A 16,756-nucleotide genomic window follows, 5' to 3' on the forward strand; every position below is an offset into this window, starting at 1 on the left:
GATGCTGACGCTGCGAAACCTGGGAAAGACCTATGCAAACGGCGTGCGCGCGCTAGATGGCTTTTCGCTCGGCCTCGCTCCGGGCGAGATCGTTGCCGTGATCGGCGGGTCGGGCTGTGGCAAGAGCACGCTGCTGCGGCTGATCAGCGGCTTGGAACCGCCCACGCATGGAGCAGTCGAGCTCAACGGCGAGCCGGTCACCAAGCCGCATCCGTTGATCAATCTGATCTTTCAGGAGCCCCGCCTGCTTCCCTGGCTGAGCGTTGCCAACAATGTCGGCTTCGGCCTTGCCGAACTCGAAGGCGATGATCGTAGGCAGCGGGTAGAGGCGGCGCTGGAAAAGGTCGGCCTCGGAAAATTCGGTGGACGGTGGCCGAAGGAGTTGTCAGGAGGCCAGGCCCAGCGGGTAGCAATCGCTCGCGCGCTCGTCACCCGGCCGGCGGTGCTGCTGCTGGATGAACCTTTTTCGGCGCTCGATGCCTTCACGCGCGCCGATCTGCAGGATCACCTCCTCGACATCTGGTCGGAAACGCGTCCGACGCTCGTGCTGGTGACGCATGATATCGAAGAGGCGCTGGTGCTGGCGGACCGGATCGTCGTCATGCGGCCGTGGCCAGGCCGTGTTCTCGAGGAAATCAGGATCGACCTGCCAAGGAGACGTGACCGGGCGTCGGTATCATTCGAAACCGCCAAACGGCAGTTACTGTCGTTGCTCAATCGGTCGCTGCAGCCACCCTGACAGGACAAGGCAGATCGATTGCGGTCCCGGCTGGACCCAATCCGGCGCCGATCTCGACGAGACGATCCGCATCAGGATGGCTTTCCTGGGGATAGCCCGCCTCCAGGAAGTACCGGAATATTCCGAAATCGGTTCAGCATAGGAGTAGGTTGCCCATGGAAAAAGCTTGGTCATGCCCCATTGAAAACGTTCCGCCCCGCGGTCTTGAAGGGGCAAAAGGTTGGCTCACCGGCAATAGCAAGAGCTTAAACCAAATGGCCTCCGGCAAACGGCAACATCAAAGCCAAAGCGACTTACAAAGGCATGCCAAGTCACGCTCCCGCCGATCGCATGATTGATCGGCAGGCCAAACACAGCAATAAATGGCGGCGCGCTGTCTCAATCGAGACGGTGTTAGCTGGCAGCAGCTCTTTCAACATAGCGCAAAATTCTAATCACCGTCGATCGACTGACGCCAGCTTCTCTTGCGATATCATCGGCTGATCTGCCATCAGCCTTTAAACGCATTACGTTTTCGGATTTGTGTCTCGTCGCGACGGCGGATGGATGGTCTAAAGGGATAATACCAAAAGAGCCCGCATGTTTCCCGGCCGCCGTTTCGAAAAGCTCCCCATTAACAGGCATCGTGACACCCTCCTTTAGATCGCTATTGACGAAAAGAATGGCGTTCGCCTTGGAGTAAGTAAATTCCCATATAAGCAGTATGAGAGCTAAGCAATTTTACGACGCCAGACCGCCAATAGGCAGAACCATGCGCCAATTGTCGGCGGTTCTTTCTACGACTGCTTCCCCATTGGCATCTCGCATGCTCCCACGGACCATGACTGCCTGAGTAAACAAGCTCGATCAGGAGCTTTCCACCATTCACGAGATGCGATTCCACAGGCCTGTTCCGAGAACTGTCACCGCCACCTGTCGCCTAATGAAAGCCCGGCGCGCCGCGCAAAATCGTACATTTTTCGGGCATATTTTTGAATTGCTGAATTTTTCATCAACGGGGTTTTGCCTTCTACAAACAAAATCAACGACTTACAAAACTGGCACGCGCCTTGCGTATTAAAATCCGAGTTGGTGGCTAGGGTTCCGGCGCTTGGATAAGCGTGCTGGTCCGAGAGCTGCCGTCGGTGGGGGAGAAATCCCCACCGTATGCACGGCGGGATAAAAGCCCGGGAGACCTCGTAAGCCAAGGGATTGGCGGCGCGATGGTCTATGCCGATCCCTTTTTGAAAAAAGCAAAAGGGGAATTTCTATGCAGACTTTTTCGAAGATCCTTTCCGTAACGGCCCTTTCGGTATCGCTGGCTTTAGGGCTTGGCTCCGCTGCAAGCGCCGCGCCGAAAACCAGTTTCAAGGTCGCCTGGTCCATCTATGTCGGCTGGATGCCCTGGGGCTACGCCGCAGATCACGGCATCGTCAAGAAATGGGCCGACAAATACGGCATCAACATCGAAGTCACCCAGTTCAACGACTACGTCGAGTCGATGAACCAGTACACGGCCGGCGCCTTCGATGCCGTGACGCTCACCAACATGGACGGCCTTTCGATCCCCGCCGCCGGCGGCGTCGACACGACGGCCGTCATCGTCGGTGACTTTTCGAACGGCAATGACGCCGTCATTCTCAAGGACAAGGCGAACCTTGCCGACATCAAGGGCCAGAACGTCAATCTCGTCGAATATTCCGTTTCGCACTACTTGCTTGCCCGCGCGCTCGACAGCATCAAGCTCACCGAACGCGACGTGAAGGTGGTCAACACTTCCGACGCCGACATGGTCGCGGCCTACAAGACGCCCGACGTCTCAGCCGTCGTCACCTGGAATCCGCTGGTCTCGACCGTTCTCGAGGACCCCTCAGCCAAGAAGGTCTTCGACAGTTCGCAGGTGCCGGGCGAGATCATCGACCTGATGGTCGCCAACAGCAATGTGCTGAAGGACAACCCGAATTTCGGCAAGGCGCTGGCCGGCATCTGGTATGAAACAGCGGCACTGATGAAAGCCGATACGCCCGAAGGCAAGGCCGCCCGCGAGGCGATGGGGGCAGCCTCGGGCACGGACCTGAAGGGCTTCGAGGCGCAGCTCGCCGCAACCAAGCTCTTCGACAAGCCCGCCGATGCGGTTGCCTTCACCACCTCGCCGACCCTGCCGAAGACGATGGATCTGGTGCGCAGCTTCCTGTTCCAGAAAGGCCTGCTCGGCAATGGCGCGCCGTCCGCCGATGTCATCGGCATCGAAATGCCCGACGGCAAGGTTCTCGGTGACAGCGCGAACGTCAAGCTGCGCTTCACGGAAACCTACATGAAGGCAGCCGCCGACGCCGCGCTCTGAGCGAGACCTTCACCGGCGGCGCTGGAGCGCCGCCCGTTCCCTTCATCCGCGGAGGTCCCCATGCGTTGGATCAATACCAGGCCCAGCCCCGGCGCGCAGCTTGCCCTGACGCTCTTGCCTTTTGCTCTGCTGATCGTCGCCTATGGCGCCGGTTCGGCGGCGCGACTTGCCGAAAACGCCAATGACAAGCTGCTGCCCAGCCTTGCCGGCTTTGCCGACGCCATCAATCGCATGGCCTTCATCGCCGATCCGCGCACGGGAGAATATCTGCTCTGGTCGGATAGCTGGGCAAGCCTGATCCGGCTTTTTGCCGGCCTCGGCATCTCCACGATGACAGCGCTGCTGATTGGCATGCTGATCGGCATGCTGCCTTATCTGCGGGCGCTGCTCTCTCCCTTCGTCGCCGTTGTCTCGATGGTGCCGCCGCTGGCGCTGTTGCCGATCCTCTTCATCGTCATGGGTCTCGGCGAGACCTCGAAGATTGCTCTCATCGTGATCGGCGTTGCGCCGACAATGATCCGCGACCTGGCGCTGAAGGCGCTGGAATTGCCGCGCGAGCAGATCGTCAAGGCCGAGACGCTCGGCGGTTCCTCCTGGCAGATCGCGCTTCGCGTGGTGCTGCCGCAGATCCTGCCGCGGCTGATCACCTGCCTTCGATTGCAGCTCGGGCCGGCCTGGCTGTTCCTGATCGCGGCGGAAGCGATCTCGTCCGATTCAGGCCTCGGCTACCGCATTTTCCTCGTCCGCCGATATCTGTCGATGGATGTGATCTTTCCCTATGTCGTCTGGATCACGCTGCTTGCCGTGCTCATGAACTATCTTCTCGATCGTCTCCGCATCGCCGTCTTCCCCTGGTCCGAACTGGAGAAGCAGGCATGAGCGATCTCAAAATAGAAAAGGTCTGGAAAGAATACGGCGACCAGATCGTGCTCGAAGACGTCTCCCTGACGGTCGCCTCCCGCGCCTTTGTCGCACTCGTCGGCCCGTCCGGCTGCGGCAAGTCGACCTTCCTGCGCATGCTTTTGGGACAGGAACAGCCCACCAAAGGCACGATCTCTCTCGATGGCGCGGCGCTGCCCGCCGAGCCGGGCGCGGACCGCGGCGTGGTCTTCCAGCGCTATTCTGTCTTTCCGCATCTGACCGCGCTCGGCAACGTGCTGCTCGGCAAGGAACTCGCCGCCTCGCGCTACAAGGCCAAACTCTTCGGTGCGGCGCGCCGCGATGCGATCGAGGAGGCGCGCCAGCTCATCGCCGAAGTCGGCCTTGCCGGCGCCGAGGACAAATATCCGGCCCAGCTTTCCGGCGGCATGCAGCAGCGACTGGCGCTCGCCCAGGCGCTCATCATGCGCCCCAAGGTGCTGCTGCTCGACGAGCCCTTCGGCGCGCTCGACCCCGGCATCCGTGCCGAGATCCACACGCTGATGAAGCGGCTGTGGCATGAAACGCAGATGACCGTCGTCATGGTCACCCACGACATGCGCGAAGCCTTCACGCTCGCCACCCGCGTCGTCGCCTTCGAGCGTCGCCGCGACCGGCCGGAAGAGAAGGAACGCTACGGCGCGACCATCACCAAGGACATTTCCATCTGGCCGCCGCGCATCGCTGGCACGCCATCGATCTTCAGCTCCGACCGGGACGGCCCGGTCACTTCCCTGGGGCATCGCCGGGACGACCTGGCTTCGTCGGGAGAAATCAAGCCATGACACATGTCAGACGTCCGCCGGAAGAAATAGCCGCCAACCGCGCGCGCTACGAAGAGCATCAAAGAAAGGGCCTGGAATTCGCGCCAAAGGCCCTGCCTGGGGCAAGTCCCTTACCTGCGCCCGAAATCGCCTATGACAAGGTCGTCCACCGCGAGGTAATCCCCGGCGGCTGGTACTGGTCGACCCATCTCGGGAAGAACGAAACGTTGCGCATCAGCCTCGATCATGGCTTCTCGACGATCTCCCTCGTCGCCTGGAGCGCCGCCGACACCAGCGAGCGGCTGAACTTGCCCGATACCGTGAAGATGCAGTGGACGACGGCGCTCGGCAAAGGCCGGGTGATCTTCTCCGACATGGGCCGAGTAATGTTTTCCGTCACCGAGGATTCCTCTGGCGCACATGACTGCCTGATGGGCAGCTCAACCGCCGCCTCAAACCTGGCCAAATACGTGGAAGGCAAACGCAACACCCGTGACAACCTCGTCCTGCTCGCTACCAAGGCCGGGCTCGACAAGCGGGATATTCCCTCGGTGCTGGCGCTCTTCGCCCCCGTCCGTGTCGATGAGGACGGCGCGTTCCTATGGAAGCCGGACCTTTTGCGCGACGGCGATTATGTCGAGCTGCGCGCCGAGATGGACCTGATCGTCGGCTTTTCCAACTGCCCGCATCCGCTTAATCCCGATCCCAGCTACCAGCCGAACCCGGTGACTGTCACCCGCATCGCAGCAGTGGGGCCATCGGCCGACGACCTTTGCCGGACCGCGACCGCCGAGGCCATGCGCGGCTTTGAAAACAACACGCTGGCGGCGATCTGAGGAGGAGCGAAACCATGACCGATTTCATCCAGACAGCGCTGGGCCGCACGCTCGAAAACGTCGTGCAGGATCACTTCATTGCCGCGGAAGCTCCGTTCTCGACGGTGGTGCGAAAAGGCCAGACGTTGCGCATCGAGGATAGTTACGGCCAGCAGGCGATCGACACGCTGTTCTACAATGCCGCAGATTTCTCCGAGCGCTATTCCAACCAGGATACGATGCGCGAACAGGGTGCCGCCTATATCTCCACGAATACGAAGATTATCTCGAATGAAGGCCGGGTCATGCTGACCATGACGGCCGACAGTTGCGGTCGTCACGACACGTCGGCCGGCGCCTGCTCCTGCGAAAGCAACACGGTGCGCTTCGGCCACGGCACAAAATATCTCCATGCCTGCCGCGACAATTTCGTTCTGGAAGTCTCCAAGCACGGCATGAGCAAGCGCGATGTCGTTCCCAACATCAATTTCTTCATGAACGTGCCGATCGAGCCCGGCGGCGAGATGACGATCGTCGACGGGATCTCCGCCCCGGGCGATTATGTCGAATTGAGAGCGGAAATGGACGTGCTGCTCGTCATCTCCAATTGCCCGCAGATCAACAATCCCTGCAACGGTTTCGATCCGACACCGATCCGTGTGCTGGTCTGGGACAGCGAGGCCTGACATGTTCAACAAGGTTCTGATCGCAAACCGGGGCGAAATCGCCGTCCGGATTATCAAGACATTGCGGCGCATGGCGATTGCTTCCGTTGCCGTCTATTCCGATGCCGACCGCTTTTCCAAGGCGGTGCGGATGGCCGACGAGGCAATAAGGCTCGGCCCGGCGCCGGCATCCGAAAGCTATCTCGACATCGACGCCGTTATAGCCGCCTGCAAGGCGACCGGCGCCGAGGCCGTGCATCCGGGCTATGGCTTCCTTTCGGAAAATATCGGCTTTGCCGAACGGCTGGCCAGAGAAGGTATCGCCTTCATCGGACCGACGCCCGACAACATCGCCGCCTTCGGGCTGAAGCATAGGGCCCGCGAACTGGCGCGTGAAAGCGGCGTGCCGCTGCTGCCCGGCAGCGGCCTCTTGGAAACGAGTGATGAAGCACTGAAGGCTGCCACCGAGATCGGCTATCCGGTGATGCTGAAATCGACCGCCGGCGGCGGTGGCATCGGCATGCAGCTTTGCCATGACCCGGAAAGCCTGAGTGCTGCCTTCGAGAGCGTCCAGCGCACCGCGCGCGCAAGCTTCGGCGACGCGCGTGTCTACCTGGAGCGTTTCGTCGCCAAGGCCCGCCATGTCGAGGTGCAAATTTTCGGCGACGGCGATGGCTGGGTGATCGCGCTCGGCGAGCGCGACTGTTCCTTGCAGCGCCGGAACCAGAAGGTGATCGAGGAGACCCCGGCGCCGGGATTGTCCGATGCGGTTCGGATCCGCCTGCATGCGGCGGCCGTCGCGCTCGGTATGTCCGTCCGCTACCGATCGGCGGGAACGGTCGAATTCATCTACGACCCGGCACGCGAGGAATTCTATTTCCTCGAGGTCAACACCCGCCTGCAGGTCGAGCATCCCGTGACAGAAGCGGTCTTCGGCATCGATCTCGTCGAATGGATGATCCGTCAAGCGGCCGACGAAGACGTGCTGACCGGAAAGGAAAATCTCGTTCCCAAGGGTGCGGCGATCGAAGCGCGCATCTATGCCGAGATGCCGCATGCCGGGTTCAGGCCGAGCGCCGGGCTGCTGACCGAGGTCATCTTTCCGGACAAGATACGCGTCGACGGCTGGATAGAAACGGGCACGGAGGTCAGCTCCTATTATGATCCCATGCTCGCCAAGGTGATCGTGACGGCCGAGGATCGCGCAAGCGCGATTAAAGCGCTCGGCAAGGCGCTCGAAGACAGCACGATTTCCGGTATCGAGACCAATCTCGATTATCTGAAATCGATCGCGGCCTCCGATCTTCTGGCGAGCGGCCATGTGGCGACGACAGCGCTCAAGGATTTTATCTTCTTGCCCGATGTGGTCGAGGTGGTTTCGCCGGGCGCCCAGTCGAGCCTGCAGGAGCTACCGGGGCGGCTGGGTCTCTGGCATGTCGGCGTGCCGCCAAGCGGGCCGATGGACGAGCGATCCTTTCGCCATGCCAACCGGCTGGTCGGAAATGCCGACGAGACGGCGGCGCTGGAGCTGACCGTCTCCGGGCCGGTGCTGAAATTCTTCTCAGATGTCACGGTCGCGCTGGCCGGCGCGCAAATGCCGATGACGCTGAACGGCATGCCGGCTCAACATGATGCGGCAATCCTCGTCAAGGCGGGTCAGACGCTTTCGATCGGTGCGATCGCGGATGCCGGCCAGCGTGCCTATCTCGCCGTTGCCGGCGGTTTCGCGGCCCCGGAGGTGCTTGGTTCGCGCGCGACCTTTGGTCTCGGCCAGTTTGGAGGCCATGCGACTGGAACACTTCGCGCCGGCCATGTGCTGCGGCTCGCCCGCGCTTCGCAGCCTGCACCGAAGCCGGCCAATGAACCGGCCGAACTCACGCGCAGCTGGGAAGTCGGCGTGCTCTACGGCCCGCACGGCGCTCCCGACTTCTTCCTGGAGGAGGATATCGAAACGCTGTTTTCAACCGAATATGAAGTTCATTTCAACAGCGCCCGCACCGGCGTGCGCCTGATCGGCCCCGCGCCGAAATGGGCGCGCACGGACGGCGGCGAAGCCGGGCTTCATCCTTCCAACCTGCACGACAATGCCTATGCGGTCGGCGCAATCGACTTTACCGGCGACATGCCGATCATTCTCGGTCCAGATGGCCCGAGCCTCGGCGGCTTCGTTTGCCCGGCGGTGATCGCGCGCGACGAGCAGTGGAAGATGGGCCAGTTCAAACCGGGCGACAAGATCCGCTTCCATGCGGTGAAGCGCGCCGAGGACCCGATCGCCGGACCGGTCGTGAAGCGCATCGGCGTTGACGCCGGCGCCTCGATCATCGGAAGCAGTGAGGTGGGACCGGTTCCTGTGGTCTATCGCCGCCAAGGAGACGACAATCTGCTGGTCGAATATGGGCCGATGCAGCTCGACATCGCGCTGCGCCTGCGCGTGCATCTTCTGATGCAGGCGATCAAGGAGGCGAAGCTTCCGGGGCTCATCGACCTTACGCCCGGCATACGGTCGCTGCAGATCCACTATGACGGAACCGGCCTTGCCCGCACGCGCCTTCTCGGCCTCCTGACCGAGATAGAGGCCTCCCTGCCCCCGGCGCAAGCGGTGAAGGTCCCAAGCCGGATCGTGCATCTGCCGCTCTCCTGGAACGATCCCGATGCCGAACTTGCGATGCGCAAATATCAGGAGCTCGTCCGCCCGAATGCGCCCTGGTGCCCGTCGAATATCGAGTTCATCCGCCGCATTAATGGCCTCGCCGACGAACAGGCGGTGCGCGACATCGTCTTTGATGCCAGCTATCTCGTGCTAGGGCTTGGCGACGTCTATCTCGGCGCGCCGGTCGCCACGCCGATGGACCCGCGCCATCGGCTTGTCACGACGAAGTACAATCCCGCCCGGACTTGGACGCCGGAAAACGCCGTCGGCATCGGCGGCGCCTATATGTGCATCTACGGCATGGAAGGCCCCGGCGGCTATCAGCTCTTCGGCCGGACGATCCAGGTCTGGAACACCTGGCGCCAGACGAAGGTCTTTTCCAAAGAAAAGCCATGGCTGCTCGACTTCTTCGACCAGATCCGCTTCTTCCCGGTGAGTCATGAGGAACTGACCGAAGCGCGCGCCGCTTTCCCGCATGGCGGCTATCCGATCCGCATCGAGGAGAGCGAATTCTCCTATGCGGCCTATGAGGCGGAGCTTGCCGCCAATGCGCAGGCGATCGGCGCTTTCAAAGCTCGCCAGCAATCGGCCTTCGAGGCCGAACGGCAGCGCTGGAAAGATCTCGGCCTCGACAGTTTCTCCGTCGACGAGGGCAGCGGTCCCGGGCTCAGCGGCGATATTCCCACAGGCTGCTTCGGCGTCGAAAGTGCCGTGCCCGGCAACGTCTGGAAGGTCCTCGTCGAGGAGGGCCAGCCGGTCGTCGCCGGCGAGACGCTCGCCATCATCGAATCCATGAAAATGGAAATCAACGTCACCGCTCATGCCGCGGGCCGCGTCCGCGATCTGCGCGCAGGTCCCGGCCGCAACGTCAAAGCCGGCGATATCCTCGTCGTGCTGGAGGAAATCTGATGCTCCCCATCATTCTCGATCTCGCTTCGCTCAACTCCGCCTATGCAGCCGGATTATCGCCCGTTGATCTCGTCGAGGAGGTGATCCGCCGCCGCAAGGCGTCCGACGATCCGGCGATCTTCATCACGCCGACCCTGGACGATGACCTGCGCGCCGCCGCCAAGGTGCTGCTGGCCCGCGCGCCGAAACCGAACAGCCTGCCGCTCTGGGGCATTCCCTTCGCGGTCAAGGACAATATCGATGTGGCGGGTCTTCCGACCACGGCCGCCTGCCCAGCCTTCGCCTATCATCCTGACGAGGATGCGACGGTGGTTGCGCGGCTCCAGGCCGCCGGCGCGCTGGTGATCGGCAAGACCAATCTCGACCAGTTCGCGACCGGCCTCAACGGCACGCGCTCGCCGCATGGAGCGCCGCGCTCGGTCTTCGACAGAGATTATGTGTCCGGCGGCTCGAGCTCCGGTTCGGCGGTTGCCGTCGCCTCAGGCCTTGCCAGTTTCGCGCTCGGCACCGACACGGCTGGTTCCGGTCGTGTGCCGGCGGCCTTCAACAATCTCGTCGGCATCAAGCCGACGCCGGGGCTGCTGCCGAATGTCGGCGTGGTGCCGGCCTGCCGCAGCGTCGATGTCGTCACTATTTTTGCCGCGACGGTCGGCGACGGAGTTGCGATCCGCAAGGTAGTGGAGGGCTATGACGCCGCCGACCCCTTCTCGCGCAAGGCTGCATCCGCCAGCCTGCCCGTCTCCGGCCTGCGGATCGGCGTGCTCGACGGGGCGGAGCGGGAATTCTTCGGCAACAGAGATGTGGAGACCCTTTATGACGCTGCGATCGAGAGGGCGCGCACCCTCGGCGCGACCATCGTTCCCTTCGATTACGCCCCCTTCCGGCAGGCGGCCGAGCTGCTCTATAACGGACCCTGGGTCGCCGAGCGGCTGGCGGCGGTGAAAGATTTTCTCGCCAGCAATGCCGCCGATTTCGACCCGACGGTGCGCACCATCATCGAAGGTGCGAAAACCTACGACGCCGTTGCCGCATTCGAGGGCAGATACAAGCTCGAAGCGCTGCGCCAGAAGACCAGGCGGGAATGGGAGAAGGCGGATATCTTGATGCTGCCGACCTCGCCGACCACCTACACGGTTGAGGAGATGATGGCAGACCCGATCGTCAAGAATGGGCATTTCGGCCGATACACCAACTTCGTCAATCTGCTCGATTGCGCGGCGATCGCCATTCCGGCCGGCTTCGACGCCACCGGCCACCTGCCGGCCGGCGTGACCCTGATCGGCCCGGCCTTCACCGACGAGGCGCTGGCCCCCTTCGCCGACGCCATGCACCGGAGCTTGAGCGCAGGGATGGGCAGGGATCGCGCAGCAACAATCCCCGAGGCAAGCCGCGTGCCGCCGGCAAATGACGGCTCTGTGCCGATCGTCGTCGTCGGGGCACATTTGAGCGGCATGCCGCTCAACCACGAGCTCACCTCCGCCGGTGGCTATCGGCTGAAGACCTGCCGGACGGCCGGCGACTACCGTCTCTTCGCGCTGCCGGGAACCGTCCCGCCCAAGCCGGGGCTGGTGCGCGAACCCGGCTTTACAGGCGGCGGTATAGAGGTCGAGGTCTGGGCAGTGTCACCCGAAGCCTTCGGCTGTTTCGTCCAGAAAATCCCAGCACCGCTCGGCATCGGCAAGGTTACCCTCGACGACGGCACGGTGGTTTCTGGCTTTCTCTGCGAGAGCCACGCCACAACGGGAGCCAAAGACATCACCGCGTTTGGCGGCTGGCGAAATTTTATTCGCACCGCGGCTGCCACGGCTTGAATGACGGAGAAACGAGATGAGAAAGCTCCTCCTACGGACAATGCAGATCATTCTCGACGGCCTGATCGCCAGAACCCTTGCGATTGATAGTCGTGATTTAACGCAATCCTCCCGGGGTTTGCGGCGAGGCATCCCGCGAGAGTGATCGATCGTGCTAACCGGAGCCCGGTGAACGGCCTATAATCGCGATCGTGGTCTCGCCATCGCTGTCTCAGAAACGCAAGAAAGCGGTTTTTATGAGCAATGGCCGCAAAAATCGAAGGCACAACCTTCCGCATCTCGCTTTTCAGTCATGGCGCGGCCGGTGTCGAAACGTGCGGAGGGTGGCCGATGCATTTTTACATATGATTGCCGAGAACGCTTTGCTCTGATGGAATACGAACCGCCCAGTCGTCCAGACGGGCAAGTCGACCGACAGAAGAGCTTATTATGGAAACTATTTTTCCATTTGAACTTCTTCGTCGGTCATATCGATGACGGCTGACTTCGCGCTTTCGGATTGCCGGCTTGTTCTCAAATCATTCTCGTCGAAGGCGTATCGGCGCAAGAGAGCGAAAAGTGCTTCGTTCATATGAGCCCCATCCAAGAGCTCGGGATTATCACAGATAACGTTGATGGTCCGCCGCACAACGCGATCTGCCGCAGCCTCCGATTCGACGAATTTTTTTGCCCATTTCAGCAGGATGGGGCGAAGATCACGATTTAGCGACATTTCCGTCGATCTCGAAACGGGCATAGAGTCCCTCGTATTCCTGGGCGACCGGCTCACACATTGTCCTGCGATCACAAGTGCCTGAGGATTGATGGCGGTTGCTCATACTATCCGTTAAAAGGCAGGTGTCCACTTGAGAGCCGCATTTTGTTGCGGCATCCATCTGGCTTGGAATGCTCGACGGAACAATAGAGTTGCAGTCCGTCGACATGGAGGGCAGCCTGATCGGTGAGGCCGTGGAATGCGAGAGCTGAAGCAAGGCAGACAACGGCTTTCGGAACGCGCTTGGCGATCTCTGCCAGACTATGGTTGGCATCGAGCTCGGCATCGGGAAGTTGGTAGAGACCGCAAGCGAGGCGCGCCACCAGCATTCCGAAGCTCCGCCAGACGTGCTACGCCGCGCTCGATGAGCACGGTCCGGGCGATTTGGCGTTGAGTCGCGGAACCAGACATTGATACAAAAGCTCGGAATATAATAACTATTGTCCGAGGATTTGTGCCATCATCACGAGCTTGAGAAAGCCGCTGGTTAGCAAGGGTGGTTTCCACTTGCGCTGAGTCCAGACCGCTACTGGACCTCGTGCACATATCGATGGCTTCTGGTGGTTGCACGATGTTTTGCAACTAGTACCGGAACCGCAGACTGATCATAGGCGACTTCATCGATCGTCAGCACGGCACCGGGCAGATTCAATTGCAGCAAGCGGCCGTCCTCCTCCGTCGCCATGTCGGCCGCGATCTGCTCGCGCACAGCCGAAATACGAATGCTGTAGCGATCGAGCAGATAAAGATAAAGCAGCGCCGGCACATCCCCCTTCTCTTCCGGGAAACCGGGCAATAGATGCGCCGGCAGGGCCATGACTTCGTGCATGACAGGCTTGCCACCGACGCTGCGCAGACGATGGACGGCGATGATTTCCGCCGGGCTTTCTAGCCGCAGGCCCGCGCATTCTTCCTCACTTGCCTGACGCCGCTCCAATGAAAGAACTTCAGAAGTAGAATTCTGCAGCGATCCGTCCAACCCGTGCAGCCGGAAATAATGGAAAAAGAAGCGCAGGCTGTGCTGGGGCGTGCGCCCGGTGACAACTGTGCCGGTTTTGCGACGGCGACTGAGCAGGCCCTCATTGGTCAAATCCATAAGAGCGCGCCTGATCGTACCAACTGCAACGCCAAACATTTGCGACAATGCGATCTCGCTCGGCAACACAGTCCCAGCGGGCCATTTGCCCATCATGATCGCTTCCGTAACCTGCCGCTTCACGACCTCATAGAGAGGCGCGGAAAAATCCGTCGCACGGGACGTATCTGCTGAAAAATTGGGCATTTCACGCAATTAATTGCCTCTTATTTGGAGTTGACTCATGGAAAGCGTGGCAGCATCATTACTATATAGTTTATATGAATGAGAAAGCAGAGTCTTTCTTATTCTGTGCGTCCTTTTGCGGAACTCAACATGGCCGATCAAGACTTATCACTCCGCTCAGTACCGTTGGCAAACGCCATGGGCGCCATCGAGCGCAATGTCGAGATCGCAGTCGCCGATCTGGCGCGGATGATCGCCATTGACACGTCTTTTCCGCCGGGTCTGGGCTATCTCGCTTTCGCTGATCTGATGGAAGACCTGCTGACGCCTCTCGGCTTTCAAACCAGACGCGTGACCGTGCCGGACGCGCTGTGGCGTGTCGCCAATGGCCCGGCTTGCGGAGAGCGCGTCAATCTTGTCGCCGAGCGAGCAGCGAACAAACCGATCTGTGGCCTTTACTACCATGTGGATACCGTTCCCGTGTCACCCGGCTGGCAGCGCGACCCGCTTTGCCTGACGCAAGAAGGAGACCAGCTTTTCGGACTAGGCGCCGCCGACATGAAGGGAACGATCGCCGCAACCCTGCTTGCGCTTTCCGCCGCCCGCGACCATGGCGTCGAGCTTGCGTATGATCCGATGCTGCTCTTGTGCACGGACGAGGAAGGCGGACTTTACCCCGGAATCCGCTATCTCGCCGAACAAGGCATGCTGAAGGGACATATCGTCAATTTCAATGGCTCGGCCGCACCGCGCATATGGGCCGGCTGTTTCGGTGTCTTTAACCTGCAGATCAGCCTTAGAGGGCACGCCGTTCATGCCGGCGAAGGCAACCGCTCCGGCTCGGGCGTCAATGCCATCGAGGGCGCCCTTCCCCTCCTCAATGCGCTTCATGCGCTGAAGCCGAAGATCGCCGCTTTCGAGTCTAAACTGCAGCCGCCGCCGCATGCGAGCGGCCCGCTACGGCCGCAGCTGTCCATATCCGCAGTCAATGGCGGCACGTCGGGCGGGCAGGTCGCGGCCGAGGTCAAGATCCTCATCAGCCGCCGTTACGCTCCCGAGGAAAGCTATGATGCGGCGCGCGCCACACTCGAGGATCTGGTGCGCGTATGCGTGGCGCAAACGCCCGGCCTTGAGTTCGACATCGATCTCGTCGGCCATCTGATCCCGACGACGGACCCCGATGGTCCCCATTGGCCGCGCTGGCAGAGGGCATTGAGCCTCGGCTTCGGCTACCAGCCTTCTGACTTCAGCAAATGGGGTGCCGCGAGCTGCTCGGATTTCGGTTACGTACAACAGGCAGGCGTGATGCAGGAGATATTGCTCGGCGGGCTCGGACGCCCCGAAAGCTGCATCCACAGCCCGGAAGAACACACGACAACGACGGATATCATCGCCCTGGCGAAAAGCATTCTTGCTTATCTCGCGCATGATTTTTCCGCCGATCTCATTCCAGACAATTCCGCGTCAAAATAAGGGGAACACCAGATGCTGAAGTTGAACCGACGTCATTTTCTGGCCGGAACGGCAGCGCTCCTGACAGCGCCATCTTTCGGCCTTGCTCAGACTGCCGCGCCGGCAAAGGGCGGGATATTGCGGATCTCCGTCGATCAGGCGGCGAGCGTAATCCATCCGCTTCTGACCCGCGTCAATCCAGAATACATGGTCACAGAACTGCTCTATAGCAATTTGACGCGGCTGAAGGTCGACATGACAATCGAGCCGGACCTTGCCGAATCCTGGAGCGCCAACGATGCACTGACCGAATGGACGTTCAAGCTTCGCAGCGGCGTGAAATTTCATGACGGCTCGCCTTTCACCGCGACGGATGTCGTCGAGACCTTCAAGGCGATCCTCAATCCGAACAATGCGTCTCCGGCGCGCAACAACGTCGGTCCGATCGCCGATGTCACGGCTGCCGACTCCCTGACCGCCGTCTTCAAGCTCTCCGGCCCCTATGCCGACTTCCCGGTCGCCATGGCTTATACGGTGGCCCGCATTATCCCCGCCTCGATCGCGACCGGCGACTTCAAGAAGCTGTCGACGACGGCAAACGGCACCGGCCCCTTCAAGCTCGTATCCTATGAGCCCGACCGCCTAATCGTCTTCGAACGCAATCCGGACTATTACGATCCGAAGCGCCCTTATCTCGACCGCGTGGAAATCCAGGTTTTCCCGGATATCTCGGCACAAACCTCTGCCCTTCTGGCCGGTGACGTCGACATTGTCTCCACCGTCCAGCCCACCGAATACCTGCGCATGAAGGACGCTCAGGGCGTCAACGCATTGCGCATTCCGTCGGGCCAGTTCTGCAACATCAATTTCGGCTGCGATACCAAGCCGTTCAACGACCCCCGCGTCCGGCGCGCCCTGGCGCTGACCGTCGACCGTCAGGCCATGGTCGATTTCGTGACCGAAGGCTTCGGAACACCGGGGAACGACACGCCGCTGAATTCCTCCTATCACTTCTACACGGACCTGCCGCTGCGCCAGGCCAATATCGAGGAGGCGAAGAAGCTGCTCACCGAAGCGGGCTATCCCGACGGGTTCGAAGCCACTCTGATCGCTTCCGACAAGCCGAGCCAGCGGACACAGCTTGCCGTGGCGCTGCGTGAAATGGCCAAGGAAGCCGGCATCAGGATCAACGTCCAGACCATGCCGCACGCCACCTATCTCGATCAGGTCTGGAAGAAGGGCAGCTTCTATGTCGGCTTCTACAACATGCAGCCGACGGCCGACGCCATCTTCAAGCTTCTCTACACGTCCGACGCAGCCTGGAACGAAACGCGCTGGAACAACACGGCCTTCGACAAGGTCGTCAACGAAGCACGCGGGATCACCGATGAGACCAAGCGGTCGGCGCTCTATGCGGAGGCGCAAAAGCTGATGAACGAGGAAGTCCCCTCGATCATCCCGGTCTTCTTCGATGTCCTAGCGGCCAAGCGCGACTGGGTCTCGGGCTTCGAAGTCCATCCGCGCGCATCTGTCTTCCGTCTCGATTTCACCGCCTTGACCGACAAGGCACCGAAGCGGAGTTGATCTCGCCCAGGCTCGAAGCCGACATAGGCGTTGCGCGTCGCCCTTGAACGCGCAACGCAGCCCAAAGGCCGGTCGCGCGATCCGCAGCCGGCCACAGGAACGCCAGGGAAC

At 61.0% G+C, this 16,756-nt stretch carries 13 protein-coding genes and 1 riboswitch; of the genes, 10 read left to right on the forward strand and 3 right to left on the reverse strand.

Translation table 11 applies throughout. The features are described 5' to 3' along the window. Position 1 precedes the first annotated feature (1 nt). From CCGE531_RS25175 to atzF, 8 genes are all read left to right on the forward strand, one after another. Positions 2-739, forward strand: coding sequence for an ABC transporter ATP-binding protein (locus CCGE531_RS25175; RefSeq protein WP_120668831.1), 738 nt, complete (start codon positions 2-4; stop codon positions 737-739). A 1,064-nt stretch (positions 740-1,803) separates the two neighbouring features. Then, a riboswitch (guanidine-I (ykkC/yxkD leader) is annotated at positions 1,804-1,914 on the forward strand. Between the two features lie 74 nt (positions 1,915-1,988). Beyond that, positions 1,989-3,062 (forward strand): putative urea ABC transporter substrate-binding protein, encoded by a 1,074-nt coding sequence (locus CCGE531_RS25190; protein ID WP_120668837.1) that lies wholly within the window; start codon positions 1,989-1,991, stop codon positions 3,060-3,062. A 60-nt stretch (positions 3,063-3,122) separates the two neighbouring features. Next, positions 3,123-3,941 (forward strand): ABC transporter permease, encoded by an 819-nt coding sequence (locus tag CCGE531_RS25195; protein ID WP_120668839.1) that lies wholly within the window; start codon positions 3,123-3,125, stop codon positions 3,939-3,941. Further along, positions 3,938-4,765, forward strand: coding sequence for an ABC transporter ATP-binding protein (locus CCGE531_RS25200; RefSeq protein ID WP_120668841.1), 828 nt, complete (start codon positions 3,938-3,940; stop codon positions 4,763-4,765). Before CCGE531_RS25195 ends, CCGE531_RS25200 begins: the two co-directional genes overlap by 4 nt. After that, a complete protein-coding gene (locus CCGE531_RS25205) occupies positions 4,762-5,580 on the forward strand; it encodes an urea amidolyase associated protein UAAP1 (RefSeq protein WP_120668843.1) in 819 nt (272 codons plus the stop codon). The genes CCGE531_RS25200 and CCGE531_RS25205 overlap by 4 nt, the downstream gene beginning before the upstream one ends. Before the next feature lie 14 nt (positions 5,581-5,594). After that, positions 5,595-6,245, forward strand: a complete 651-nt coding sequence (locus CCGE531_RS25210; RefSeq protein ID WP_120668845.1) for an urea amidolyase associated protein UAAP2 — start codon at positions 5,595-5,597, stop codon at positions 6,243-6,245. A 1-nt stretch (position 6,246) separates the two neighbouring features. After that, positions 6,247-9,783 carry an urea carboxylase gene (uca, locus tag CCGE531_RS25215; protein ID WP_120668847.1) on the forward strand — a complete coding sequence of 1,179 codons (3,537 nt, stop codon included), beginning with the start codon at positions 6,247-6,249 and terminating at the stop codon, positions 9,781-9,783. Further along, positions 9,783-11,594: an allophanate hydrolase gene (gene atzF / locus CCGE531_RS25220; RefSeq protein ID WP_120668849.1), complete on the forward strand. Its 1,812-nt coding sequence runs from the start codon at positions 9,783-9,785 to the stop codon at positions 11,592-11,594. Before uca ends, atzF begins: the two co-directional genes overlap by 1 nt. Before the next feature lie 436 nt (positions 11,595-12,030). Here atzF and CCGE531_RS25225 read toward each other — a convergent pair whose 3' ends face one another. The 3 genes from CCGE531_RS25225 to CCGE531_RS25235 all read right to left on the reverse strand — a co-directional run bounded on the left by CCGE531_RS25225 (position 12,031) and on the right by CCGE531_RS25235 (position 13,630). Then, entirely contained in the window at positions 12,031-12,330 is a 300-nt protein-coding gene (locus CCGE531_RS25225) for a hypothetical protein (protein WP_120668851.1), read from the reverse strand. Positions 12,331-12,413: 83 nt separating this feature from the next. After that, complete coding sequence (locus tag CCGE531_RS34910) at positions 12,414-12,677, reverse strand: hypothetical protein (RefSeq protein WP_245459298.1); 264 nt, start codon at positions 12,675-12,677, stop codon at positions 12,414-12,416. 197 nt (positions 12,678-12,874) lie between these two features. Then, a complete protein-coding gene (locus tag CCGE531_RS25235) occupies positions 12,875-13,630 on the reverse strand; it encodes a GntR family transcriptional regulator (RefSeq protein ID WP_120668852.1) in 756 nt (251 codons plus the stop codon). A 129-nt stretch (positions 13,631-13,759) separates the two neighbouring features. On the opposite strand from CCGE531_RS25235, the gene CCGE531_RS25240 reads away from it, so the two are divergent. Together CCGE531_RS25240 and CCGE531_RS25245 are read left to right on the forward strand one after the other, a co-directional pair. Continuing rightward, entirely contained in the window at positions 13,760-15,082 is a 1,323-nt protein-coding gene (locus CCGE531_RS25240) for a M20/M25/M40 family metallo-hydrolase (protein WP_120668854.1), read from the forward strand. A gap of 12 nt (positions 15,083-15,094) precedes the next feature. Continuing rightward, entirely contained in the window at positions 15,095-16,645 is a 1,551-nt protein-coding gene (locus CCGE531_RS25245; protein WP_120668856.1) for an ABC transporter substrate-binding protein, read from the forward strand. Positions 16,646-16,756: the final 111 nt, after the last annotated feature.

This window comes from Rhizobium sp. CCGE531 (genome assembly GCF_003627795.1).
In the GTDB taxonomy this organism is placed as follows: domain Bacteria; phylum Pseudomonadota; class Alphaproteobacteria; order Rhizobiales; family Rhizobiaceae; genus Rhizobium.